This is a genomic window from Prevotella sp. KH2C16, assembly GCF_900113305.1.
Classification (GTDB): domain Bacteria; phylum Bacteroidota; class Bacteroidia; order Bacteroidales; family Bacteroidaceae; genus Prevotella.
Genome location: NZ_FOOW01000029.1, coordinates 1 through 19,481 on the forward strand (window position 1 = coordinate 1; position 19,481 = coordinate 19,481).

Consider the following 19,481-nt stretch of genomic DNA (forward strand, 5'->3'; position numbering starts at 1 on the left):
GATAGATTTGAAATTATGTAACTTCGCAACCAGAAAGGCTCCTCATTTGGAAAACACGATTAAAAAGCGTGTTCCTCATCTGAGGTTAATATAATAAGGAAAATGACCTTGACACAGTTCAATTTACACTACCTCTTAAACTTGAATTCATTAAATAGAATTAAATAGGGGTAACGAGTAAAATCGTTGGTCTTGTATGTGTTATAAAGCTTATACTCGAACTTCAGCTTCTTGCATGCCTTCTCGATGGCTGCCATCTCGGCATTCGTCAACGGCGGTTTCGCAAAGTCAAAATCCTTAAGAAAAAGAAAACCCACATAAGCCATCTTTTTATTGATGGCATCAAAATTCAGGGAGAGCCATAGGGTGTAAAGGCGGAGTTCTTCAAACCGCTTTTCGGAGAGCGTGGACAAGAGAATAGGTATAACAATGGAATTTCTCGCTGCCCCTCTTCCGTTGAAGAGGACAAGGGCGTCTCGGTAGCTTTGCGGCTTAAGTTTCAGGGAGGCCTTGCTGCTATATTCGCCTTTCTCGTTTTCTACATAGACGGATTCTTCCGTCTCCCCTCTTTCCTGTGCCAAGGCAAGGCCTGCCGGCAACAGGGATGCTATCAGGAACAAAATAATTCGTTTCATATTTATTTGAATTTTGGGTTACACAATGCTTCTAATGCTTTGGGCTGCATGTCCTCCTTGATATATCCCGGACCGTACCCCGGAGTGTCGGAATTCGCCTCTGAATAGTCCCGGAGGAAATCATAATAAGAGTGCTCGTCATAACCTTTCATCAATTCCTTGTAGGTGAGTGGGGCTTCTTCATGTAATTTCATAGAGTTTATCTATCATCAAAATCACCTTTTTCTTCATAGTTTTTCTTTTGTAGATTGTCTAAGTATGCTGCAAATATACATTTAAATTATTTTAGAAGCAAGCATTTTTTGCGTTTTTTATGCGTTTTCAGGCTTGGGGAACCCACCTTCGGAAAGCCAGTTTGCAGCCTCGGGGAGTATTACCAGCCGCTGGTAAGAGGGTTACCAACCGCTGGTAATGCTGTTACCAGTCGCTGGTAATCGTGTTACAAGCCGCGTGTAACATTTCCGGGAGCTGCTCCTGTTTGTCGGTAGGGTGGCAGGGAGCAGGACGGGAGGCTGCAGAAAAAAATACGGGAAACCATTGCGCGTTTTCTTTTTTATTACTATATTTGCCCGTATAATCCACCGTTGAAGAGCATGAAACAGCATCTGGGTCTCCTTCTTCGCCTCCTGTTGGGCGCAGGTCTGTGCCTGCTTCCGCTTGCCACGGCATCCTGTAAATCCAATAAAAGCATGAAAACTATCAGTTTCGGAAAGTCGGCGTTGAAAGGAAAGACGGCGCGCGCCAAGGCCATTGCCGACGAAATCAAGCGGCGCACGAAGACTGCCTGCTGGCAGATGACGATTGACGAGGCTCGCAAGCCCGGTCTTACGGACTCCAAGCTGGGCGGACTGCCCTATTGGCCAGTTGCCCGCGACTATCCCACGGGCGCTGAGGGGCAAAAGATGTTCCTGCTCGTGCAGGTGAACTTTGCCCAGTTCAAGGCCGCCGCACCGCTCCCTGACCACGGCCTGTTGCAGATTTTCCTCTCGCCGAAGAGCGAGTATTACGGGGCCGACCTCGACCATCCCGCCGAGCAGAAGAACTTCCGGGTGGTGTATCATGAGGACATTGATCCGGCCGTTACCGCCAGTCAGGTGGAGGCCTTGGGGCTTCCCGTCAATACGCAGCCCGACCTCGTCGAATACACACCCTGCTGCAAGGAACTGGCTTTGTCGATAAAACCGGCAGAGATGCACACCACGCTCGATGACGGCCGCTTCCCCGGGCTCTTCTGCGAGGTGGTAAAAGACCTCTTTGGCAAGACCCTGAACCCGGAGAATAAGGACTATACGGATCTGATAGACGAACTTTTTGACGAGGATGAGGCGTATCATAATTATTTCTTCGATGCCTTCTATCATGAGGAAAATCAGCTCCTCGGCTATCCCTCGTTTACCCAGACCGACCCCCGCACCGACTTCGCGAAATACGATACCCTGCTCCTGCAGCTCGTGTCTGACGACGAAGACAACATTCTCTGGGGCGACGCGGGCGATGGCAACTTCTTCATCAACCGTGAGGCCCTGCTCCGCCGCGACTTCTCCGATGTGCTCTATAACTGGGATTGCTATTGAGCGGGGGCTCCGCCGGCGACAGGACACAGTCTCGTTTTAGTTTTTAAGCTTTTGCGGAGAGTCTTGCCAAAAATCAGGAAGATTTCTTGCGTTTCATCAGGAAACTTTCTATCTTTGTGCTTACTATGAATCAAGTTGAAGCAGTAAGACAAACCATAGAGATGCTGGGAGGCATGGCCACCTTGGCCCAGATAAACCAGAATGTCTTCAAGATTGGTGATTGCCAATGGAAGACGAAGACTCCTTATGCCTCCATCCGCCGCATCGTGAGGCATAATAAGGTCGGAATCTATCGCATAAAGCCAGGGCTGTATGGGCTGGAGACTTTCAGGAGGCAGCTTGAGGCCAACGGCTTTATAGAAGAAACGCCGGAGAATCAGGATACGGAGGCGATGCAGGAATTCAACCACTATTACTATCAGGGATTGCTGGTGGAGTATGGCAACATGAAGCAGATGGCCACCTATGTTCCCCGTCAGGACTGCCACAAGAGATATTCCAATCGGGAACTGGGTGAGGTGTGCACGCTAAGCACCCTTCCTCGTTTCGGCACGGACAAGGTGATGCGGCGAAGTTCCACGATAGATGTTATCTGGTTCAACAAGAGAGACATGCCCGACTCGTTCTTCGAGGGGAACATTCGACGGATTTCCAGAACTCCCTTCTCAAGTATGACGACCTCTGCGACTTCTCCGCGAGAATGATCATCGTGGCGGACAAAAGGAGGAGGGCGGAGTTTGACAAGAAGATAAAGGCGTTTGCGTTTGAGCCGATAGCCTCTCGGGTGAAGTTTCTCTCCTATGACTCTTTGATTCGGCAATACAATATGGCGCAGGAGCGGATGTCCTTGGATGTTCTGCTGTAGTGCAGTATCGGCAACTGCTGTATCAAATATCGCATGTGTGAAGGGCTGGAAATAGGAAAAATCAATATAGACAAGCAGGTTATGACTAAGAAAGAGGTGGTCAAGCTCTTTGAAGAGCGCAAGGTTCGCGCCATATGGGACGATAAGGAAGAGAAGTGGTACTTCTCCATTGTAGATGTCGTGGCAGTACTTACCGACAGCAAGAATGCCGCAGCCTATTGGCGTAAGCTGAAACAGCGGTTAAAGGCAGAAGGTAATGAAACCGTGACAAACTGTCACGGGTTGAAACTTCGTGCAGCAGATGGGAAAATGAGAACGACGGATGTTGCTGATACCGAGCAGCTTTTCCGTCTTGTCCAGTCGATACCCTCGCCCAAGGCAGAACCTTTCAAACAATGGATGGCACAGGTAGCGAGTTCTCGGATGGACCAAATGCAGGATCCGGAACTGTCCATTGACCAAGCGGTGGCCGACTATCGGAGGCTGGGCTATTCCGATGCATGGATTAACCAGCGTCTCAAGTCAATAGAGATACGCAAGGAATTGACCGATGAATGGAAGCGGACGGGCGTAAGAGAAGGCTTGGAGTTTGCCTCGCTCACCGACATAATTACCCGTGAATGGAGTGGATTTACCACCAAACAGTACAAAACCTTCAAGGGATTGAAGAAAGAAAGTCTGCGCGATAACATGACTAATCTTGAGATGGCGTTCAATATCCTTGCTGAAGCTTCGGCTACCGAACTCTCCAAAAAACGCGATCCTAACGGATATAAGGAGCAGAAAGGCGTGGCTCGAGATGGCGGAAGCGTGGCTAAAGCGGCTCGCCATCAGTTGGAAAGCAAGCTTGGGCACTCCGTTGTCTCTCCTGCAAAGGCCAGAGACTATCTGCCTCCGACAGAGCCGCCCATAGAAGATAGTGAATCAACTGAAGATGAAAAGAAGGAATGAAGCAATGTGTCATATTCTCTTTCAGCCTTTTTGGCGTTGCGCTTTCCCTGTTCCTTGCCTCCTGTCAGGAGGCGGCGACGGAAGCGGAGAGGCATAGTGCCTACTACTGGAGCACGACGCTGGAGGTGGATACGGCCTTTCTCCGGGCGCACGACATCAGCAGGCTCTATGTGCGATACTTTGATGTGGTGCGTGAAAAGAGCGGCAAGCCCGTGCCCAATGCCACCCTCCGCTTTCGGGGCAATGTGCCCGAAGGGGTGGAAGTGGTGCCCGTGGTGTTCATCGTCAACGATGTGATGCGGCAGGAGACGGGAGGTCTGGCGGAGAAGATACTGACCCGGGTGATGCAGATGAGCGATACCCACGGTGTCGGGGGAGTGCGGGAAGTGCAGATAGACTGCGACTGGACGGCCACCACACGCCGTTGCTACGACGACTTCATGCGGCAGTTGCGCCAGCTGGCCCACGCTCGGGGACTGCAATTGTCCACCACCATCCGGCTGCACCAGCTGTCGCAGACACCGCCGCCGGCCGACCGGGGCGTGCTGATGCTCTACAATACGGGCGACTTCCGACGCCTCGACAGTCAGAATCCCATCATCGACCTTGCCGATGTGAAACCCTACTTGCGGCAGCTCCGCCGGTACAAGCTGCCCCTCTCGGCCGCCTATCCCTCGTTCGGCTACCGCCTGTTGTTCCGCGCCGGGCACTATGTGGGCATCCTGCATCATGCCGACGAATATCCTGTCTTGCCCGGCGACAGCGTCGTGGAGCGGCATGCCGACCTGCAGCAGGTGCTTGCCGTGAAGCATGCCGTCAACGCGCTGCGCCCCGACCTGCATCGGGAAATCATCATCTTCGACCTGAAAAAGAAAAACGAGCATTATGAAGAGATTTATCATCAGTAGTCTGCTTGTCCTGCTCTGCCGGCTGAACGGACTGGCATGCGGCCCCATGGCTCCCGTGCACAACTATTACATGTTCAGCGTTTTCAATCCGGAATACTACAGCGCGGGCTTCGAAGACCGCCTGTATGACTTCTGGAAGCGTTATACAGGCGAGAAACGCACGGAAGCGGAACTGCGTGCGACAGGACAGGATATATGGGATTACGGCGATTTGTTTTTCGGCAACGGCTGCCGCTACATCTTCCAGGCTGCCCACCGCAAGCACGACAAGCTGATGGAGCATTACATTGGGATGCTCGTGAGCTATGATCATGCCAACTCTATCGTGGAGGATAGCTGGGATTATCCCACCAAGGACGAGCTTGCCAACCGTTCCAAGGTGCTTCGGAAGATAGCAGAGAAAGCCAGGGAGAAGGTGAATACGCGCCTGGCTCCGCAGTTCTGTCTGCTCTATATGCGGGCCAACCTGCAGCTGGAACGCTATCAGGAGAACTATGATTTCTGGAATCTGCGGGCACGGAAGCTGCCGCCGAGCGTGTTCCGGGACTATTGCGAGAACCTCTACGCCAACGCCCAGCTCCACCTGGGGTGGGCTAAGGACGATGAAAAGCTTGTCCGGAAGGCCTGCGACATCTATGCCCGGCAGGGCGACGAGCTGAGCCTGATGTGGCTGTTGCGGAACTATCGCAACGCCGCGGGCATCCGCAAGATCTATTCCCAGGACCCCAACTCGCCCTCGCTGGTGTATCTGATCCAGCAATTCGTGAACGGCGCCCAGGAGACCGTCGACCAAAATGGCAGTAGGGAATACATAGAATGGGTGGGACTGCCGCCCACCTACGAGCCCGACATCGACCGTTTCCTCACCTTCTCGCGGCAAGTGGTGACGGAAGGGCGTACCCGTGTGCCCTGCCTCTGGCTCTCCGCCGCTGCCATGCTGCGCTATCTGAAGGGCGACTATCGGCAGGCGATGGCCGATGCCGACAGGGCCGTGCTTGCCAACGGCAGCGAGCGCATGCACGACAATGCCCGTTGCATCCGGCTGCTGGTCAGCACCAAGTGCAACAGCCTTACCCCGGAGTACACCCGCTACTTGCGTAAAGAGTTTGAGTGGCTGGACGCAAAGTCTTCGGAAAACGCTTCTTTGCCCGACTGGGAGGACTACTACGCCTTAGTGAAAGACCGCGTGGCCAGCATGAACCTCATTCCCAAATACCGTGCCGAGGGCCGTAAGGAGGTGGCGTTGCTGCTGAAAGGGGCGATAGAGCCCGACTGGGGCTATGCCTTCGACCGCTTCAACGACGACGAGCCCCGCCACAGCGCTTACTCGGAGTATGTGGCGTCGCTCGACAGCCTTACTGCCGACGAGATGGTGGGCTATGCGCGCTACCTGCAGTCGCAGCCCTCGGACGAGTTCGAGCGGTACCTGATCAGCCAGAACTATCGCGGCAGGCTCTATTTCACGGACTATATCGGCACGAAGTATCTGGCCGAGGGCCGATTTGCCGAGGCCCTGCGCTATCTGAAGCGGGTGCCCATGCTCTATGTGAACGGCTACAACGATGCCTATCCGCGCTGCTCCTTCGACTTCACCCAGCCCCGCTGGCTGGTGCATCAGGTGGACAACGACGAGGGTGGATACGGCGAAGACTACCAGCTGCCGGTGCTCGCCGGCAACTATCGGGTGGACTTCTGCCGCGACATGCTCCAGTTGCAGAGCCGCTATCGGCTGGCAGGAACCGACACGCTGCGCCGCGATCTCGCCTACGAGCTGGCCAAGCGATACTATCAGGCGTCGGTGTATGGCGACTGCTGGTATATCTCCCGCTACGAGGTGAGCTGGACGGACAGCGCACGAAGCTGGCAGATGGACTTCGCGCAGACTGCCGTGAACTATCTCGACACCTGTCTGCACTATGCCAACGGCGACTTCAGGATGACGGAGGAATGCCTCTATGCCAAGGCCTATATACTCTATAATGTGGCCACGAGCGGCCATTGGTATTGGATAAATTGGCTTACGAGCGAGGAAGTCGTCCGCGCCTACGACGAGCTGGCCGCGTTTTACAGACAGAACCGGGGCAGGGTGGACCTGTATGTTACCCGCTGCGATGTGCTCCGCGATTATATGGACGGCAACCCGTAGCCATTGTCGGCAGGCCAACATGCGGCTTCCGACAAGATGACAGACGGTCTTCTGTATTGTAATTTGCCGTTTCGGCTAAGGTAAAATCACTCATTTTAAAGTATAAAATCACTTATTTTATGATGTAAAATCACTTATTTCATCCTGTAAAATCGCTTATTTTACATGTCAGAAGGCGGTAAACTACCATTTGGCATGTTATTTGTTAGATCATTAAAGAGTATCATCAATAAACTAAAATACAACCTATGTCGATTTTTATCAAACTGATGCGCAATCAGATGCGCGGCAACAAGAACTATGGGAAGTGGTTTGCGAAGACCGTCGCCATGGGCGAGAAGCACACGAACGACCTTGCGCGCACCATCGAGAAGGAGACAACCTTCACCCGGGGAGAGGTAAAAGGCATGATAGATGCCTTGGTAGACACCATGACTATGGAACTGCAGAGCGGCAACACCGTGGTGCTCGACGGCTTCGGCCGCTTCAGGCTCGTGGCGGAAAGCATATCGGCCGACACGCCGGAAGATTTCTCCATCCGCAACCATATCAAGGGTGTGAAGTGCCGCTTCCTGCCCACGGGAAAGCGGCGGAGTGGCAGTCGTAGCCTGAGCAATGCCTTCTGCGAGGGTGTGAAGGTGGCTTATGCCAAGGAGGATGGCGTCGGACAGGGATGATTCCCGGGCCCGCTTATTGAGATCTGCATATACATTATTATATTATATATAGCGACTATGGACAAAGAACATGACGAGCAGCAGATGCAGCTGCAACTGAACCTAAAGCCCGAGGTGGCTTCGGGCATTTATTCCAACCTGGTGTTGATAAGCCATTCGCACAGCGACTTCGTGCTCGACTTCGCCGCCGCCCTTCCCGGACTTCCCAAGCCCGAGGTGGAGGCACGCGTGATTATGGCTCCCGAACACGCCAAACGCCTGCTGGGAGCCCTGCAGGAGAATGTCTACAAATATGAGCAGGAATTCGGGACGATTGACCTTGGCGGACCCCAGTCTCGTGTCATCTCGCCCTTCGGAAAAGGAACGCCCGAGGCCTGAACGGCGATACGAGTAACAATAAAATATGTTAACGAAGTCTATATTTTGCTAAAAGTGGCAGAATGTAGACTTTTTCGTTTTCTATTAATTAGGTGGTTTGAAGAAAAGTGCGTACCTTTGCAGCCCGAAACGCCATATTATGTCGTGTCGCGAACCGTCGAGAAAATACAAATTAAATATATAATAATAAAAGAGTAAAACTATGCCTACAATTCAACAATTGGTAAGAAAAGGCAGAAAGGTCATGGAAGACAAGAGCAAGTCTCCGGCTCTGGACAACTGTCCTCAGCGTCGCGGCGTCTGCGTCCGTGTCTATACCACGACTCCCAAGAAGCCTAATTCGGCAATGAGAAAGGTTGCCCGTGTTCGTTTGACAAACTCTAAGGAGGTGAACTCCTACATTCCGGGCGAGGGACACAACCTGCAGGAGCACAGCATCGTGCTGGTTCGCGGCGGTCGTGTGAAGGATCTTCCGGGTGTTCGTTATCATATCGTGCGCGGTACACTTGATACTGCCGGTGTCGCAAACCGCACACAGCGCCGTTCCAAGTATGGTGCAAAGCGTCCGAAGGCTAAGAAGTAACAGGACGCCATGCCCAAAGTCCACAGGCGGAGATGCCTGAGGGCCTGGGCAGTAAGGAAAAACAATCAATCGTTTTGCTGGAGAAAGTTATAAGGTTGAGTAAATGTCTGGGTGCAGGCGTTGAAGAACAAAAGCTACAGCCTCCGCAAATAAAGTAAAAAAAACAATGAGAAAAGCAAAACCAAAGAAGCGCGTGATCTTGCCGGATCCCGTCTTCAACGACCAGAAGGTCTCAAAGTTCGTGAATCATTTGATGTATGACGGTAAGAAGAATACATCTTACAAAATTTTCTACAACGCCCTTGACATTGTCAAGGAGAAAATGGCCAACAACGAAAAGTCTCCGTTGGAGATTTGGAAACAGGCCCTCGACAACATCACTCCGATGGTAGAGGTGAAGAGCCGCCGTATCGGGGGTGCTACTTTTCAGGTGCCTACGGAGATTCGTCCCGAGCGCAAGGAGAGCATCTCCATGAAGAATCTTATCGCTTTCGCCCGCAAGCGCAGCGGTAAGTCGATGGCAGAGAAACTGGCAGCAGAAACCATGGATGCCTTCAACAATCAGGGTGGTGCGTTCAAGCGCAAGGAGGACATGCACCGCATGGCAGAGGCTAACCGCGCATTTGCTCATTTCAGATTCTAATCAAAACTTTAAAGGTAAAAAGAAACAATGGCAAACCGCGATTTACATTTGACCCGGAACATCGGTATCATGGCGCACATCGATGCGGGTAAGACCACTACATCGGAGCGTATCTTGTTCTATACGGGTAAGACTCACAAGATTGGCGAGGTTCATGATGGCGCTGCCACAATGGACTGGATGGCACAGGAGCAGGAGCGTGGTATCACTATCACATCAGCCGCAACGACATGTAACTGGAACTATGGAGGCAATACTTACAAGATAAACCTGATTGACACTCCGGGACATGTGGATTTCACCGCTGAGGTGGAGCGTTCACTCCGTGTGCTGGATGGAGCTATCGCTACCTATTCTGCGGCCGATGGCGTGCAGCCACAGTCGGAGACGGTATGGCGTCAGGCAGACAAATATAATGTTCCCCGCATCGGGTATGTGAACAAGATGGACCGTTCAGGTGCCGACTTCTTCGAGACGGTTCGGCAGATGAAGGATATCCTGGGTGCCCGCCCTGTGCCTGTACAGATTCCCATCGGCGCGGAGGAGAACTTCAAAGGCGTAGTAGACCTGATTAAGATGAAGGCTATCCTTTGGCACGATGAGACCATGGGCGCAGAATATGATATTGAGGAGATTCCCGCAGAGCTCTTGGCCGAGGCCCAGGAGTGGCGCGAGAAGTTGCTTGAGACTGCTGCTGACTTCGATGAGGACCTGATGGAGAAGTTCCTTGACGGCAAGGAAATTCCGGAAGAGCAGATTATTGCCGCTATCCGCAAGGGTTGTATCTCAATGGAGATTACTCCGATGACACTCGGTTCCTCTTATAAGAACAAGGGTGTTCAGCCCCTGCTGGACTATACCTGCGCTTTTCTTCCTTCACCTCTGGATACGGAAAACATCGTTGGCACGAATCCGGACACAGATGAGGAAGAGGACCGTAAGCCGTCAGATGACGAGCCTACAGCGGCCTTGGCGTTCAAAATCGCTACTGACCCGTTCATGGGACGCCTGGTATTCTTCCGCGTTTATTCCGGTAAGGTGCAGGCTGGTTCCTATGTCTACAATCCCCGTTCTGGAAAGAAAGAGCGCATCAGCCGTCTTTTCCAGATGAACTCCAACAAGGAAATTCCTATGGAGTCTATCGATGCGGGAGATATAGGTGCAGGTGTAGGTTTCAAGGATATCCGTACGGGTGATACCCTCTGCGATGAGAACCGCCCGATCGTACTCGAGTCTATGTCCTTCCCTGATACTGTGATTTCTATCGCAGTAGAGCCGAAGAGCCAGGCTGATGTAGCAAAACTCGACAACGGACTTGCCAAGCTTGCGGAGGAGGACCCAACCTTCACCGTTCGTACCGACGAGCAGAGTGGCCAGACCATTATCTCAGGTATGGGCGAGCTTCACCTCGATATCATTATCGACCGTCTGAAGCGTGAGTTCAAGGTGGAATGTAACCAGGGCAAGCCTCAGGTGAACTATAAGGAAGCGATTGTCGGAACTGCCCAGAGCCGTGAGACTTATAAGAAGCAGTCAGGTGGTCGTGGTAAGTTTGCTTGCATTGATGTAACCATCGGCCCTAAGGACGAGGATTACACAGAAGGCGACTTGCAGTTCATCAATGAGGTGAAGGGTGGTAATATTCCTAAGGAATTCATTCCTTCTGTAGAGAAGGGATTCAAGGACTGCCTGTCAAACGGTGTCCTCGGCGGATTCCCAATGACCGGTCTGAAGGTAACCCTTACCGATGGTAGCTTCCACCCCGTGGACTCTGATCAGCTCTCGTTCGAGCTTGTTGCCCATCAGGCATTCAAGGTGCTTGCACCTAAGGCAAAGCCTGTCTTGATGGAGCCGATTATGCGCGTCGAGGTTGTTACGCCGGAGGAGAACATGGGTGATGTAATCGGCGACTTGAACAAGCGTCGCGGCATGGTTCAGGGTATGGAGGAAGCTCGTAGTGGCGCCCGTATCGTGAAAGCCATGGTTCCGCTGGCTGAGATGTTCGGTTATGTAACCGCATTGCGTACCATTACTTCCGGTCGTGCTACAAGTTCTATGGAGTATGATCACCACGCACCTGTGTCCACGGCTATTGCCAAAGCCGTGCTCGACGAGGCGGGCGGCCATTCGGAACTTCTATAAGGATTAACAAAAGGAGTGGAGAGGCGCTGCTTAGCGAATGACTCTTAAGGAGCGCCCCCTCTTTCCAATTATAAATATTAAATTTAAAGAATTACAATGAGTCAGAAAATCAGAATCAAGCTGAAGAGCTACGACCATCAGTTGGTAGACAAGTCAGCAGAGAAGATCGTGAAGGCTGTCAAGGCTACCGGTGCTATCGTTAGCGGTCCGATTCCACTGCCGACACACAAGCGTATTTTTACTGTGAACCGCAGTACTTTCGTTAATAAGAAGTCTCGTGAGCAGTTCCAGCTTTCAGACTACAAGCGCCTTATCGACATCTATAGCTCAACCGCCAAGACTGTTGACGCCTTGATGAAGCTCGAGTTGCCAAGCGGCGTAGAAGTAGAAATCAAAGTATAGTCTAATTATTAATATTTAATTGAAATGCCAGGATTAATTGGAAGAAAAATCGGAATGACATCCGTTTTCAGTGCCGACGGTAAGAATGTACCGTGCACTGTTATCGAAGCAGGTCCTTGTGTTGTAACCCAGGTTAAAACCGTAGAGAAGGATGGTTACAAGGCTGTTCAGTTAGGTTTCTCGGAGGCTAAGGAGAAGAATACCACCAAGCCTATGATGGGACACTTTAAGAAAGCCGGCACAACACCTAAAAGACACTTGGCCGAGTTCAAGTTTGATGAGGAGTACAACCTCGGTGATACTATCACGGTTGAGTTGTTCAACGACGCTCAGTTTGTTGATGTAGTTGGTACATCTAAGGGTAAAGGCTTCCAGGGCGTTGTAAAGCGCCACGGATTCGGTGGTGTAGGCCAAGCTACTCACGGTCAGGACGACCGTCTGCGTAAGCCAGGCTCAATCGGTGCTTGTTCTTATCCAGCCAAAGTGTTCAAAGGAATGCGTATGGCTGGCCAAATGGGAGGTGATAGGGTTACTACTCAGAACCTTCAAGTGTTAAAGGTAATTCCAGAGCAGAACCTCATCATCGTAAAGGGGTCTTTCGCTGGATGCAAAGGTTCAACCGTTTTAATTGAGAAATAATGGAAGTTAGCGTATTAAATATCAACGGTCAGGAGACCGGAAGGAAGGTAACTCTCAATGAGAGCATCTTCGGAATTGAGCCTAACGATCATGTTCTTTATCTCGATGTGAAGCAGTATCTCGCTAATCAGCGTCAGGGTACCGCTAAGTCAAAGGAAAGAAGTGAGCACAGCGGTTCCACTCGTAAACTTGGTCGCCAGAAAGGCGGTGGTGGGGCTCGCCGCGGTGATATCAATTCTCCATTGCTGAAGGGGGGTGGCCGCGTGTTTGGGCCGAAGCCTCGTGATTACAGCTTTAAATTGAACAAAAAGGTAAAAGTTCTTGCTCGTAAGTCAGCCTTGTCTTACAAGGCACAGGAAAACGCCATTGTTGTTGTTGAAGACTTTACAATGGATGTGCCAAAGACTAAAGATTTTATAAATATCGCTAAAAATCTTAAAGTCGACGAGAAGAAAACCCTTCTGCTTTTGCCAGAAGTAAATAAAAATGTATATTTGTCAGCTCGTAACTTACAGCAAACCGAAGTTATGACGGCATCTGCACTCAATTCGTATAAAGTTTTGAATGCTGATGTTCTTGTGATTACAGAGAATTCGCTGAAGCTTATCGACGGTGTCTTAACAAAGTAATAAGGAGAAAGTAGATTATGGCATTTATTATCAAACCATTGGTTACGGAGAAGATGACCAAGTTGACAGACAAGAGTTCTGTCGACAGGAAGCTTACCGCCTATAGCAAGAAGACAGCCGATAAGTATAATGCTGTTGAAGAAAAGCGCAGCTATACATACAAGACAGGTAAGAAAAAGGGCGGGAAGGAAGTTTCCAAGGAAAAGACCGTGTTCACTTACGAGCGTAAGGCACAGCCCAAGTATGGATTCATCGTAAAGCCCGAAGCCAACAAACTCCAGATTAAGCAGGAAGTAGAGAGCCTGTACAATGTTACCGTAGTTGCAGTCAACACAGCTCGTTATGCCGGCAAGCGTTCGGCTCGCTATACCAAGGCAGGTCTTGTGAAAGGCCAGAAGGCTGCGTTCAAAAAGGCTGTCGTTACACTGAAGAATGGCGATTCAATTGATTTTTATAGCAATATTTAATAAAAAATGGCAGTACGTAAATTAAAGCCCGTTACACCGGGTCAAAGACACAAAGTTATTGGCACTTTCGAGGAAATTACTGCATCAGTGCCAGAGAAGTCTCTCGTTTACGGTAAGCGTTCTACCGGTGGTCGTAATAACACCGGAAAGATGACGGTTCGCTATATGGGCGGCGGTCATAAGAGAAGATATCGTCTTATCGACTTTAAGCGTGAGAAAGATGGTGTTCCAGCCGTAGTAAAGTCAATCGAATACGATCCGAACCGTTCGGCGCGTATCGCATTGCTTTATTATGTGGATGGTGAAAAGCGCTATATTATTGCTCCTAACGGACTGCAGGTAGGTGCGAGGTTGATGTCGGGCACAGAAGCTGCCCCTGAGATTGGCAACGCCCTTCCTTTGGCAAACATTCCTGTTGGTACGGTGATCCACAACATTGAGTTGCGTCCGGGCCAGGGTGCGTTGCTCGTTCGTTCGGCTGGTAATTTTGCTCAGTTGACTTCTCGTGAGGGCAGTTATTGTGTGATTAAGCTCCCTTCTGGAGAGACTCGCAAGATTCTCTCTGCTTGTAAGGCTACCATAGGTAGTGTGGGTAATTCGGATCATGCTCTTGAGCAGTCTGGTAAGGCAGGCCGCTCTCGTTGGCTGGGTCGTCGTCCTCACAACCGTGGTGTTGTTATGAACCCTGTCGATCACCCGATGGGTGGTGGTGAAGGCCGTCAGTCCGGAGGTCATCCAAGATCTCGCAAGGGCTTGTACGCCAAGGGTCTCAAGACTCGTGCACCGAAGAAGCTTTCTAACAAGTATATTATTGAAAGAGCTAATAAAAAATAAAGAGTAAATTATGAGTCGTTCACTTAAAAAAGGTCCATATATCAATGTATCACTCGAGAAGAAAATTCTCGCAATGAACGAGAGTGGTAAGAAGAGTGTCGTTAAGACATGGGCCAGGGCATCAATGATCTCCCCGGATTTCGTGGGGCACACTGTTGCAGTTCATAACGGAAATAAATTTATCCCTGTTTATATTACAGAGAACATGGTGGGACACAAGCTTGGAGAATTCTCCCCAACTCGTCGTTTCGGTGGCCATTCTGGTAATAGGAAATAATAGGGCAAACCATTTAAAGAGTAAAAACAATAATGGGAGCAAGAAAACATATAGCAGCTGAAAGATTAAAGGAAGCTCGCAAGAATTTGTACTTCGCAAAACTCAATGGCATTCCTTCTTCTCCACGCAAGATGCGCTATGTAGTCGACATGATTCGTGGTATGGAGGTAAACCGTGCTCTCGGAGTACTGAAGTTCTCTAAAAAGCATGCTGCCGCAGATGTTGAGAAACTGCTGCGTTCGGCTATTGCAAACTGGGAGACTAAGAATGACCGCAAGGCTGAAGACGGCGAACTCTATGTGAGCAAGGTCTTCGTCGATGAAGGCGTTACAATGAAACGAATGAGACCAGCACCGCAGGGTCGTGGTTACAGAATCCGCAAGCGTTCGAACCATGTTACTTTGTTTGTAGATGCCAAAACTAATGACGAAAAATAAGAAATAGCATGGGACAGAAAGTTAATCCAATAAGCAACCGACTTGGTATTATTCGTGGTTGGGAATCTAATTGGTTTGGTGGCAAAGACTTTGGGGATAATCTGGTAGAAGACCAGAAAATCCGTAAGTATCTTAATGAGCGTTTGGCTAAGGCCAGTGTTTCAAGGATTGTCATCGAGCGTACATTGAAACTCGTTACCATTACTATTTGCACAGCCCGTCCGGGCATCGTCATAGGTAAAGGTGGTGCTGATGTCGATAAATTGAAGGAGGAGTTGAAGAAACTCTATAAGAAAGACATTCAGATTAATATATTTGAAGTAAAGAAACCTGAACTTGATGCAACGATTGTAGCAAACAATGTTGCTCGTCAAATCGAGGGTAAGATTGCTTACCGCCGCGCTATCAAGATGGCAATCCAGAATACGATGCGCGCAGGGGCAGAAGGTATCAAGATTCAAATTTCAGGTCGTCTGAATGGTGCTGAGATTGCACGCAGTGAGATGTACAAGGAGGGGCGCACACCTCTCCACACATTCCGTGCAGATATTGATTACTGTCACGCAGAAGCCTTGACAAAGGTTGGTTTGCTGGGTATTAAAGTATGGATTTGCCGTGGTGAGGTTTACGGAAAGCGAGACCTTACACCTAATTTTACTCAGGAGAAGCAGAGTGCTGGCCGTCCTAACAATAGCGGTCGCGGTAATCGTAGAAGAAACAATAACAATCGTTAAAAGTAGAAGCTATCATGTTACAGCCAAAAAGAGTAAAATATAGAAGGCCTCAAGATGGTCGTGGCAATAAAGGCAACGCCCACAGAGGAACACAGCTGGCATTCGGTTCATTTGGAATCAAGACCCTTGAGGCCAAATGGATTGACAGTCGCCAGATAGAGGCGGCTCGTGTAGCCGTAAACCGCTACATGAACCGTGAAGGTCAGGTATGGATTCGTATTTTCCCAGACAAGCCAATTACCCGTAAGCCGGCCGATGTCCGAATGGGTAAAGGTAAGGGTGATCCTGCTGGATGGGTAGCACCCGTTACGCCGGGTCGCATCCTCTTTGAAGTAGAAGGCGTTTCTTTTGATGTGGCTAAGGAGGCTCTCCGTCTTGCCGCACAGAAACTGCCTGTTAAGACAAAATTTGTTGTTAGACGCGATTACGATAAAAACGCTTAAACTATGAAGACTAAAGAAATAAGAGAACTCACCGACAAGGAACTGCGTGAGAAACTGGAGATTGCCGTGGCTGATTTGCATCAGAAGAAGCTGAATCATAGCATCACTCCTCTCGAGAATCCATCACAGATTAAGATTGTTCGTCGCGATATAGCACGCATGAAGACAGAGCTTCGTCAAAGAGAACTTAATAAATAACAATGGTCCAGATGGAAACAAGAAATTTAAGAAAAGTAAGACAGGGTGTCGTTATCAGTAACAAGATGGACAAAACCATTGTTATTGCAACTAAGTTCAAGGAGAAGCACCCTATTTATGGTAAGTTTGTCCAGAAAACAAAGAAGTACCATGTACATGACGAGAAAAATGAGGCAAATATAGGTGATACCGTGCAAATCATGGAGACTCGTCCTCTATCTAAGACAAAGAGATGGAGATTAATACAAATTGTTGAAAAAGCTAAGTAATTATGATACAAGCAGAATCAAGACTTACAGTATGTGATAACAGCGGCGCACGCGAGGCTCTTTGCATCCGTGTACTTGGTGGTACGCGCCGTCGTTATGCAAGTGTCGGTGATATCATTGTCGTTGCTGTAAAGAATGTTATCCCGGCAAGTGAATTGAAAAAAGGTGCAGTATCTAAAGCTTTGATTGTTCGCACAAAGAAAGAAATTCGTCGGGCAGATGGATCTTACATCCGTTTTGACGACAACGCTTGTGTATTGCTGAACAATGCCGGCGAGCTTCGTGGTAGCCGTATCTTCGGCCCTGTGGCTCGTGAGTTGCGTGCGGTTAATATGAAAGTCGTTTCTTTGGCACCTGAAGTTCTTTAAATAATTAAAAGAAAGAGTAATGGGTAAATTACATATTAAAAAAGGCGACATGGTTCTCGTCCTTGCAGGAAAAGACAAGGATGTCAGGAAGTCTAATGGCAAGTATCCTGCACCCCATAAGGTGCTGAAGGTGCTTGTTGACAAAGAGCGCGCAATAGTGGAAGGTGTTAACATCGTATCTAAAAGTACAAAGCCTTCGGCTAAGAATCCTCAAGGGGGCATCATCAAGCAGGAAGCTTCCATTCATATTTCAAATCTGAGTTTGGTAGATCCAAAGACTGGTGAGCCTACCCGTATTGCAATCAAGCGTGAAGGAAAGAATGTTACTCGTATAGCTAAAAAATCGGGGGAGGAAATTAAGTAATGAATACAGCAGAGTTAAAGAGAGTTTACAAGGAGACTATAGCTCCTGAGCTTCAGAAGCAGTTCAACTATACTTCCGCTATGCAGGTTCCCACCCTGAAGAAGATAGTTATCAATCAGGGTCTGGGCGATGCAACGCAGGACAAGAAGATCATAGATGTCGCAATCAATGAGATTACGGCTATCACAGGCCAGAAGGCTGTTGCAACATACTCAAAGAAGGATATAGCGAATTTCAAGCTTCGCAAGAAGATGCCAATCGGCGTTATGGTAACATTGCGCCGTGAGCGTATGTATGAATTCTTGGAGAAACTCATTCGCATTGCCTTGCCTCGTATCCGCGACTTCAAAGGTATTGAAAGCAAATTCGACGGTCGTGGCAACTATACTCTCGGTATTACCGAGCAAATTATCTTTCCTGAGATTAATATTGATCAGGTCGATCGCATCCAAGGTATGAACATTACCTTCGTAACATCTGCTAAGACAGACGAAGAGGGATATGCTTTGCTCAAGGCATTTGGTCTTCCTTTCAAAAACGCTAAAAACGATTAAGAAATATGGCAAAAGAATCAATGAAAGCTCGCGAGGTTAAGCGTGCAAAGCTCGTCGCTCAGTATGCTGAAAAGCGTGCAGCTTTAAAAAAGATCGTCGCTACGGCCCAGGATCCTGCAGAAGCTTACGAGGCTGCTCGTAAACTTCAGGCTATTCCGAAGAATGCGAACCCAATCCGCCTCCACAACCGTTGCAAGATAACAGGCCGTCCAAAGGGATATATCCGCCAGTTCGGTCTTTCTCGTATCCAGTTCCGTGAAATGGCTTCTGCCGGTCTCATCCCTGGGGTAAAAAAGGCGAGTTGGTAAACGAGAAGTTTTTTATTATTTAATATTGTCGGGATAGGCCCGATTAATTAAACATTTATTTTTATGACAGATCCAATAGCAGATTATCTGACAAGACTCAGAAATGCAATCATGGCTCATCACCGTGTCGTTGAGGTTCCTGCGTCTAACATGAAGAAGTCTATTACAAAGATTCTCTTCGAAAAAGGCTATATCTTGAACTATAAGTTCATAGAAGATGGCCCTCAGGGAACCATCAAGGTTGCCTTGAAGTATGACCCGCAAACAAAGCAAAACGCAATCAAGAGTTTGAAGCGTGTGTCTACACCAGGTCTCCGTAAGTATACGGGTTACAAAGATATGCCAAGAGTTATTAATGGATTAGGTATTGCAATTATATCTACATCTCAGGGTGTTATGACTAACAAAGAAGCTGCCGAGCAGAAGATTGGCGGTGAAGTTCTTTGCTACATTTATTAATTGGAGGATTGAATATGTCAAGAATAGGAAAATTACCAATTAGTATTCCATCTGGAGTTATGGTTAATTTCGATGAGAAGTCAAATGTGGTTACAGTCAAAGGCCCGAAGGGTGAATTGTCTCAGAAAATCGACCCGTCTATCAAGTTTAAGGACGAGAATGGCGTGGTAACTTTCGAAATAGACGAGAACAGTTCGGTAGACACGAAGCAGAAGCAGGCATTCCATGGTCTGTATCGTTCCCTTGTAAACAACATGGTTATTGGGGTGAGTGAGGGATACAAGAAGACAATGGAGCTCGTCGGTGTAGGTTATCGCGTTTCCAATCAGGGAAATCTGGTAGAGTTCTCTCTTGGTTATACCCATCCGATATTCATTCAACTTCCTAAGGAGGTTAAAGTTGAGACAAAGTCTGAAAGAAATCAGAATCCTATCATAATTCTGGAGTCTTGTGACAAGCAATTGCTGGGACTCATCTGTGCAAAAATTCGTTCTTTCCGCAAGCCTGAGCCTTACAAAGGAAAGGGTATCTTATTCCAGGGCGAGGTTATTCGCAGGAAGTCAGGTAAGACAGCTGCAGCTAAGTAATTTTAATTGA

General features: G+C 49.0%; 31 protein-coding genes. 28 read left to right on the plus strand and 3 right to left on the minus strand.

What is annotated here, in order from left to right:
* Positions 1–128 precede the first annotated feature (128 nt).
* The 3 genes from BM114_RS12705 to BM114_RS14195 all read right to left on the minus strand — a co-directional run bounded on the left by BM114_RS12705 (position 129) and on the right by BM114_RS14195 (position 1,304).
* Entirely contained in the window at positions 129–635 is a 507-nt protein-coding gene (locus tag BM114_RS12705) for a hypothetical protein (RefSeq protein ID WP_092113981.1), read from the minus strand.
* 2 nt (positions 636–637) lie between these two features.
* Positions 638–829: a hypothetical protein gene (locus BM114_RS12710; protein ID WP_092113983.1), complete on the minus strand. Its 192-nt coding sequence runs from the start codon at positions 827–829 to the stop codon at positions 638–640.
* 223 nt (positions 830–1,052) lie between these two features.
* Positions 1,053–1,304 carry a hypothetical protein gene (locus BM114_RS14195; protein WP_143089343.1) on the minus strand — a complete coding sequence of 84 codons (252 nt, stop codon included), beginning with the start codon at positions 1,302–1,304 and terminating at the stop codon, positions 1,053–1,055.
* 20 nt (positions 1,305–1,324) lie between these two features.
* Between BM114_RS14195 and BM114_RS12715 the strand changes: the two genes are divergently transcribed.
* The 28 genes from BM114_RS12715 (at position 1,325) to rplF (ending at position 19,471) form a co-directional block, all read left to right on the plus strand.
* The gene (locus BM114_RS12715; protein ID WP_092114047.1) at positions 1,325–2,209 is read left to right on the plus strand and encodes a YwqG family protein; all 885 of its coding nucleotides are present in this window, start codon (positions 1,325–1,327) and stop codon (positions 2,207–2,209) included.
* 125 nt (positions 2,210–2,334) lie between these two features.
* Positions 2,335–2,913, plus strand: a complete 579-nt coding sequence (locus BM114_RS12720) for a hypothetical protein (protein ID WP_255406520.1) — start codon at positions 2,335–2,337, stop codon at positions 2,911–2,913.
* On the plus strand, positions 2,910–3,074 hold the full coding sequence (locus tag BM114_RS14670; protein WP_255406521.1) for a hypothetical protein: 165 nt from the start codon (positions 2,910–2,912) through the stop codon (positions 3,072–3,074). The genes BM114_RS12720 and BM114_RS14670 overlap by 4 nt, the downstream gene beginning before the upstream one ends.
* 81 nt (positions 3,075–3,155) lie before the next feature.
* Positions 3,156–4,025 carry a BRO-N domain-containing protein gene (locus tag BM114_RS12725; protein ID WP_092114049.1) on the plus strand — a complete coding sequence of 290 codons (870 nt, stop codon included), beginning with the start codon at positions 3,156–3,158 and terminating at the stop codon, positions 4,023–4,025.
* Positions 4,022–4,933 (plus strand): hypothetical protein, encoded by a 912-nt coding sequence (locus tag BM114_RS12730; RefSeq protein WP_092113985.1) that lies wholly within the window; start codon positions 4,022–4,024, stop codon positions 4,931–4,933. Before BM114_RS12725 ends, BM114_RS12730 begins: the two co-directional genes overlap by 4 nt.
* Entirely contained in the window at positions 4,911–7,079 is a 2,169-nt protein-coding gene (locus BM114_RS12735; RefSeq protein ID WP_092113987.1) for a hypothetical protein, read from the plus strand. Before BM114_RS12730 ends, BM114_RS12735 begins: the two co-directional genes overlap by 23 nt.
* Positions 7,080–7,327: 248 nt before the next feature.
* On the plus strand, positions 7,328–7,756 hold the full coding sequence (locus BM114_RS12740) for an HU family DNA-binding protein (protein ID WP_092113990.1): 429 nt from the start codon (positions 7,328–7,330) through the stop codon (positions 7,754–7,756).
* A 57-nt stretch (positions 7,757–7,813) separates the two neighbouring features.
* Entirely contained in the window at positions 7,814–8,134 is a 321-nt protein-coding gene (locus tag BM114_RS12745) for a DUF3467 domain-containing protein (RefSeq protein ID WP_092113992.1), read from the plus strand.
* Positions 8,135–8,336: 202 nt separating this feature from the next.
* Complete coding sequence (rpsL, locus tag BM114_RS12750) at positions 8,337–8,717, plus strand: 30S ribosomal protein S12 (protein ID WP_092113994.1); 381 nt, start codon at positions 8,337–8,339, stop codon at positions 8,715–8,717.
* A 166-nt stretch (positions 8,718–8,883) separates the two neighbouring features.
* Positions 8,884–9,360 carry a 30S ribosomal protein S7 gene (gene rpsG / locus BM114_RS12755; protein ID WP_092113996.1) on the plus strand — a complete coding sequence of 159 codons (477 nt, stop codon included), beginning with the start codon at positions 8,884–8,886 and terminating at the stop codon, positions 9,358–9,360.
* Positions 9,361–9,387: 27 nt separating this feature from the next.
* Positions 9,388–11,502 (plus strand): elongation factor G, encoded by a 2,115-nt coding sequence (gene fusA, locus BM114_RS12760; RefSeq protein ID WP_092113998.1) that lies wholly within the window; start codon positions 9,388–9,390, stop codon positions 11,500–11,502.
* Positions 11,503–11,598: 96 nt separating this feature from the next.
* Positions 11,599–11,904, plus strand: a complete 306-nt coding sequence (gene rpsJ, locus BM114_RS12765) for a 30S ribosomal protein S10 (RefSeq protein ID WP_092113999.1) — start codon at positions 11,599–11,601, stop codon at positions 11,902–11,904.
* 24 nt (positions 11,905–11,928) lie between these two features.
* The gene (rplC, locus tag BM114_RS12770; protein WP_092114001.1) at positions 11,929–12,543 is read left to right on the plus strand and encodes a 50S ribosomal protein L3; all 615 of its coding nucleotides are present in this window, start codon (positions 11,929–11,931) and stop codon (positions 12,541–12,543) included.
* Positions 12,543–13,172 (plus strand): 50S ribosomal protein L4, encoded by a 630-nt coding sequence (rplD, locus tag BM114_RS12775; protein WP_092114002.1) that lies wholly within the window; start codon positions 12,543–12,545, stop codon positions 13,170–13,172. The genes rplC and rplD overlap by 1 nt, the downstream gene beginning before the upstream one ends.
* A 17-nt stretch (positions 13,173–13,189) precedes the next feature.
* A complete protein-coding gene (rplW, locus tag BM114_RS12780) occupies positions 13,190–13,639 on the plus strand; it encodes a 50S ribosomal protein L23 (RefSeq protein ID WP_092114004.1) in 450 nt (149 codons plus the stop codon).
* 6 nt (positions 13,640–13,645) lie between these two features.
* Positions 13,646–14,473 (plus strand): 50S ribosomal protein L2, encoded by an 828-nt coding sequence (gene rplB / locus BM114_RS12785; protein WP_092114006.1) that lies wholly within the window; start codon positions 13,646–13,648, stop codon positions 14,471–14,473.
* A 10-nt stretch (positions 14,474–14,483) separates the two neighbouring features.
* Positions 14,484–14,750, plus strand: coding sequence for a 30S ribosomal protein S19 (gene rpsS, locus BM114_RS12790; RefSeq protein WP_009161014.1), 267 nt, complete (start codon positions 14,484–14,486; stop codon positions 14,748–14,750).
* Positions 14,751–14,782: 32 nt separating this feature from the next.
* A complete protein-coding gene (gene rplV / locus BM114_RS12795) occupies positions 14,783–15,187 on the plus strand; it encodes a 50S ribosomal protein L22 (RefSeq protein WP_092114007.1) in 405 nt (134 codons plus the stop codon).
* 8 nt (positions 15,188–15,195) lie between these two features.
* Positions 15,196–15,921, plus strand: coding sequence for a 30S ribosomal protein S3 (rpsC, locus tag BM114_RS12800; protein ID WP_092114009.1), 726 nt, complete (start codon positions 15,196–15,198; stop codon positions 15,919–15,921).
* A 14-nt stretch (positions 15,922–15,935) separates the two neighbouring features.
* Positions 15,936–16,364 (plus strand): 50S ribosomal protein L16, encoded by a 429-nt coding sequence (rplP, locus tag BM114_RS12805; RefSeq protein WP_092114011.1) that lies wholly within the window; start codon positions 15,936–15,938, stop codon positions 16,362–16,364.
* A gap of 3 nt (positions 16,365–16,367) precedes the next feature.
* On the plus strand, positions 16,368–16,562 hold the full coding sequence (rpmC, locus tag BM114_RS12810) for a 50S ribosomal protein L29 (RefSeq protein ID WP_092114013.1): 195 nt from the start codon (positions 16,368–16,370) through the stop codon (positions 16,560–16,562).
* A 2-nt stretch (positions 16,563–16,564) separates the two neighbouring features.
* On the plus strand, positions 16,565–16,831 hold the full coding sequence (gene rpsQ / locus BM114_RS12815) for a 30S ribosomal protein S17 (RefSeq protein WP_092114015.1): 267 nt from the start codon (positions 16,565–16,567) through the stop codon (positions 16,829–16,831).
* 2 nt (positions 16,832–16,833) lie between these two features.
* Positions 16,834–17,199, plus strand: coding sequence for a 50S ribosomal protein L14 (rplN, locus tag BM114_RS12820; RefSeq protein ID WP_092114016.1), 366 nt, complete (start codon positions 16,834–16,836; stop codon positions 17,197–17,199).
* 19 nt (positions 17,200–17,218) lie between these two features.
* Entirely contained in the window at positions 17,219–17,563 is a 345-nt protein-coding gene (rplX, locus tag BM114_RS12825) for a 50S ribosomal protein L24 (protein WP_092114018.1), read from the plus strand.
* Positions 17,563–18,117, plus strand: a complete 555-nt coding sequence (rplE, locus tag BM114_RS12830) for a 50S ribosomal protein L5 (RefSeq protein WP_092114020.1) — start codon at positions 17,563–17,565, stop codon at positions 18,115–18,117. Before rplX ends, rplE begins: the two co-directional genes overlap by 1 nt.
* A gap of 5 nt (positions 18,118–18,122) precedes the next feature.
* Complete coding sequence (gene rpsN, locus BM114_RS12835) at positions 18,123–18,425, plus strand: 30S ribosomal protein S14 (RefSeq protein WP_092114021.1); 303 nt, start codon at positions 18,123–18,125, stop codon at positions 18,423–18,425.
* Between the two features lie 63 nt (positions 18,426–18,488).
* Positions 18,489–18,884 carry a 30S ribosomal protein S8 gene (gene rpsH / locus BM114_RS12840; RefSeq protein WP_092114023.1) on the plus strand — a complete coding sequence of 132 codons (396 nt, stop codon included), beginning with the start codon at positions 18,489–18,491 and terminating at the stop codon, positions 18,882–18,884.
* Positions 18,885–18,898: 14 nt separating this feature from the next.
* Positions 18,899–19,471, plus strand: a complete 573-nt coding sequence (gene rplF, locus BM114_RS12845) for a 50S ribosomal protein L6 (protein WP_092114024.1) — start codon at positions 18,899–18,901, stop codon at positions 19,469–19,471.
* The last annotated feature ends 10 nt before the right edge of the window (positions 19,472–19,481 follow it).

What these genes read in the sequence shown, in the direction of transcription:
- rplW (WP_092114004.1), top strand. Translation starts at nt 13,190, where the DNA reads ATGGCATTTATTATCAAACCATTGGTTACGGAGAAGATGACCAAGTTG.
- BM114_RS12740 (WP_092113990.1), top strand. Translation starts at nt 7,328, where the DNA reads ATGTCGATTTTTATCAAACTGATGCGCAATCAGATGCGCGGCAACAAG.
- BM114_RS12725 (WP_092114049.1), top strand. Translation starts at nt 3,156, where the DNA reads ATGACTAAGAAAGAGGTGGTCAAGCTCTTTGAAGAGCGCAAGGTTCGC.
- fusA (WP_092113998.1), top strand. Translation starts at nt 9,388, where the DNA reads ATGGCAAACCGCGATTTACATTTGACCCGGAACATCGGTATCATGGCG.
- rpsN (WP_092114021.1), top strand. Translation starts at nt 18,123, where the DNA reads ATGGCAAAAGAATCAATGAAAGCTCGCGAGGTTAAGCGTGCAAAGCTC.
- BM114_RS12745 (WP_092113992.1), top strand. Translation starts at nt 7,814, where the DNA reads ATGGACAAAGAACATGACGAGCAGCAGATGCAGCTGCAACTGAACCTA.
- rplX (WP_092114018.1), top strand. Translation starts at nt 17,219, where the DNA reads ATGGGTAAATTACATATTAAAAAAGGCGACATGGTTCTCGTCCTTGCA.
- rpsL (WP_092113994.1), top strand. Translation starts at nt 8,337, where the DNA reads ATGCCTACAATTCAACAATTGGTAAGAAAAGGCAGAAAGGTCATGGAA.
- rpsS (WP_009161014.1), top strand. Translation starts at nt 14,484, where the DNA reads ATGAGTCGTTCACTTAAAAAAGGTCCATATATCAATGTATCACTCGAG.
- rplF (WP_092114024.1), top strand. Translation starts at nt 18,899, where the DNA reads ATGTCAAGAATAGGAAAATTACCAATTAGTATTCCATCTGGAGTTATG.
- BM114_RS12735 (WP_092113987.1), top strand. Translation starts at nt 4,911, where the DNA reads ATGAAGAGATTTATCATCAGTAGTCTGCTTGTCCTGCTCTGCCGGCTG.
- rpsH (WP_092114023.1), top strand. Translation starts at nt 18,489, where the DNA reads ATGACAGATCCAATAGCAGATTATCTGACAAGACTCAGAAATGCAATC.
- rplD (WP_092114002.1), top strand. Translation starts at nt 12,543, where the DNA reads ATGGAAGTTAGCGTATTAAATATCAACGGTCAGGAGACCGGAAGGAAG.
- BM114_RS12705 (WP_092113981.1), bottom strand. Translation starts at nt 635, where the DNA reads ATGAAACGAATTATTTTGTTCCTGATAGCATCCCTGTTGCCGGCAGGC.
- rpsJ (WP_092113999.1), top strand. Translation starts at nt 11,599, where the DNA reads ATGAGTCAGAAAATCAGAATCAAGCTGAAGAGCTACGACCATCAGTTG.
- BM114_RS12715 (WP_092114047.1), top strand. Translation starts at nt 1,325, where the DNA reads ATGAAAACTATCAGTTTCGGAAAGTCGGCGTTGAAAGGAAAGACGGCG.
- rplC (WP_092114001.1), top strand. Translation starts at nt 11,929, where the DNA reads ATGCCAGGATTAATTGGAAGAAAAATCGGAATGACATCCGTTTTCAGT.
- rplV (WP_092114007.1), top strand. Translation starts at nt 14,783, where the DNA reads ATGGGAGCAAGAAAACATATAGCAGCTGAAAGATTAAAGGAAGCTCGC.
- rplB (WP_092114006.1), top strand. Translation starts at nt 13,646, where the DNA reads ATGGCAGTACGTAAATTAAAGCCCGTTACACCGGGTCAAAGACACAAA.
- rpsC (WP_092114009.1), top strand. Translation starts at nt 15,196, where the DNA reads ATGGGACAGAAAGTTAATCCAATAAGCAACCGACTTGGTATTATTCGT.
- rplP (WP_092114011.1), top strand. Translation starts at nt 15,936, where the DNA reads ATGTTACAGCCAAAAAGAGTAAAATATAGAAGGCCTCAAGATGGTCGT.
- BM114_RS14670 (WP_255406521.1), top strand. Translation starts at nt 2,910, where the DNA reads ATGATCATCGTGGCGGACAAAAGGAGGAGGGCGGAGTTTGACAAGAAG.
- BM114_RS14195 (WP_143089343.1), bottom strand. Translation starts at nt 1,304, where the DNA reads ATGCCGTGGCAAGCGGAAGCAGGCACAGACCTGCGCCCAACAGGAGGC.
- rpsG (WP_092113996.1), top strand. Translation starts at nt 8,884, where the DNA reads ATGAGAAAAGCAAAACCAAAGAAGCGCGTGATCTTGCCGGATCCCGTC.
- rpsQ (WP_092114015.1), top strand. Translation starts at nt 16,565, where the DNA reads ATGGTCCAGATGGAAACAAGAAATTTAAGAAAAGTAAGACAGGGTGTC.
- BM114_RS12720 (WP_255406520.1), top strand. Translation starts at nt 2,335, where the DNA reads ATGAATCAAGTTGAAGCAGTAAGACAAACCATAGAGATGCTGGGAGGC.
- rplE (WP_092114020.1), top strand. Translation starts at nt 17,563, where the DNA reads ATGAATACAGCAGAGTTAAAGAGAGTTTACAAGGAGACTATAGCTCCT.
- rplN (WP_092114016.1), top strand. Translation starts at nt 16,834, where the DNA reads ATGATACAAGCAGAATCAAGACTTACAGTATGTGATAACAGCGGCGCA.
- rpmC (WP_092114013.1), top strand. Translation starts at nt 16,368, where the DNA reads ATGAAGACTAAAGAAATAAGAGAACTCACCGACAAGGAACTGCGTGAG.
- BM114_RS12730 (WP_092113985.1), top strand. Translation starts at nt 4,022, where the DNA reads ATGAAGCAATGTGTCATATTCTCTTTCAGCCTTTTTGGCGTTGCGCTT.
- BM114_RS12710 (WP_092113983.1), bottom strand. Translation starts at nt 829, where the DNA reads ATGAAATTACATGAAGAAGCCCCACTCACCTACAAGGAATTGATGAAA.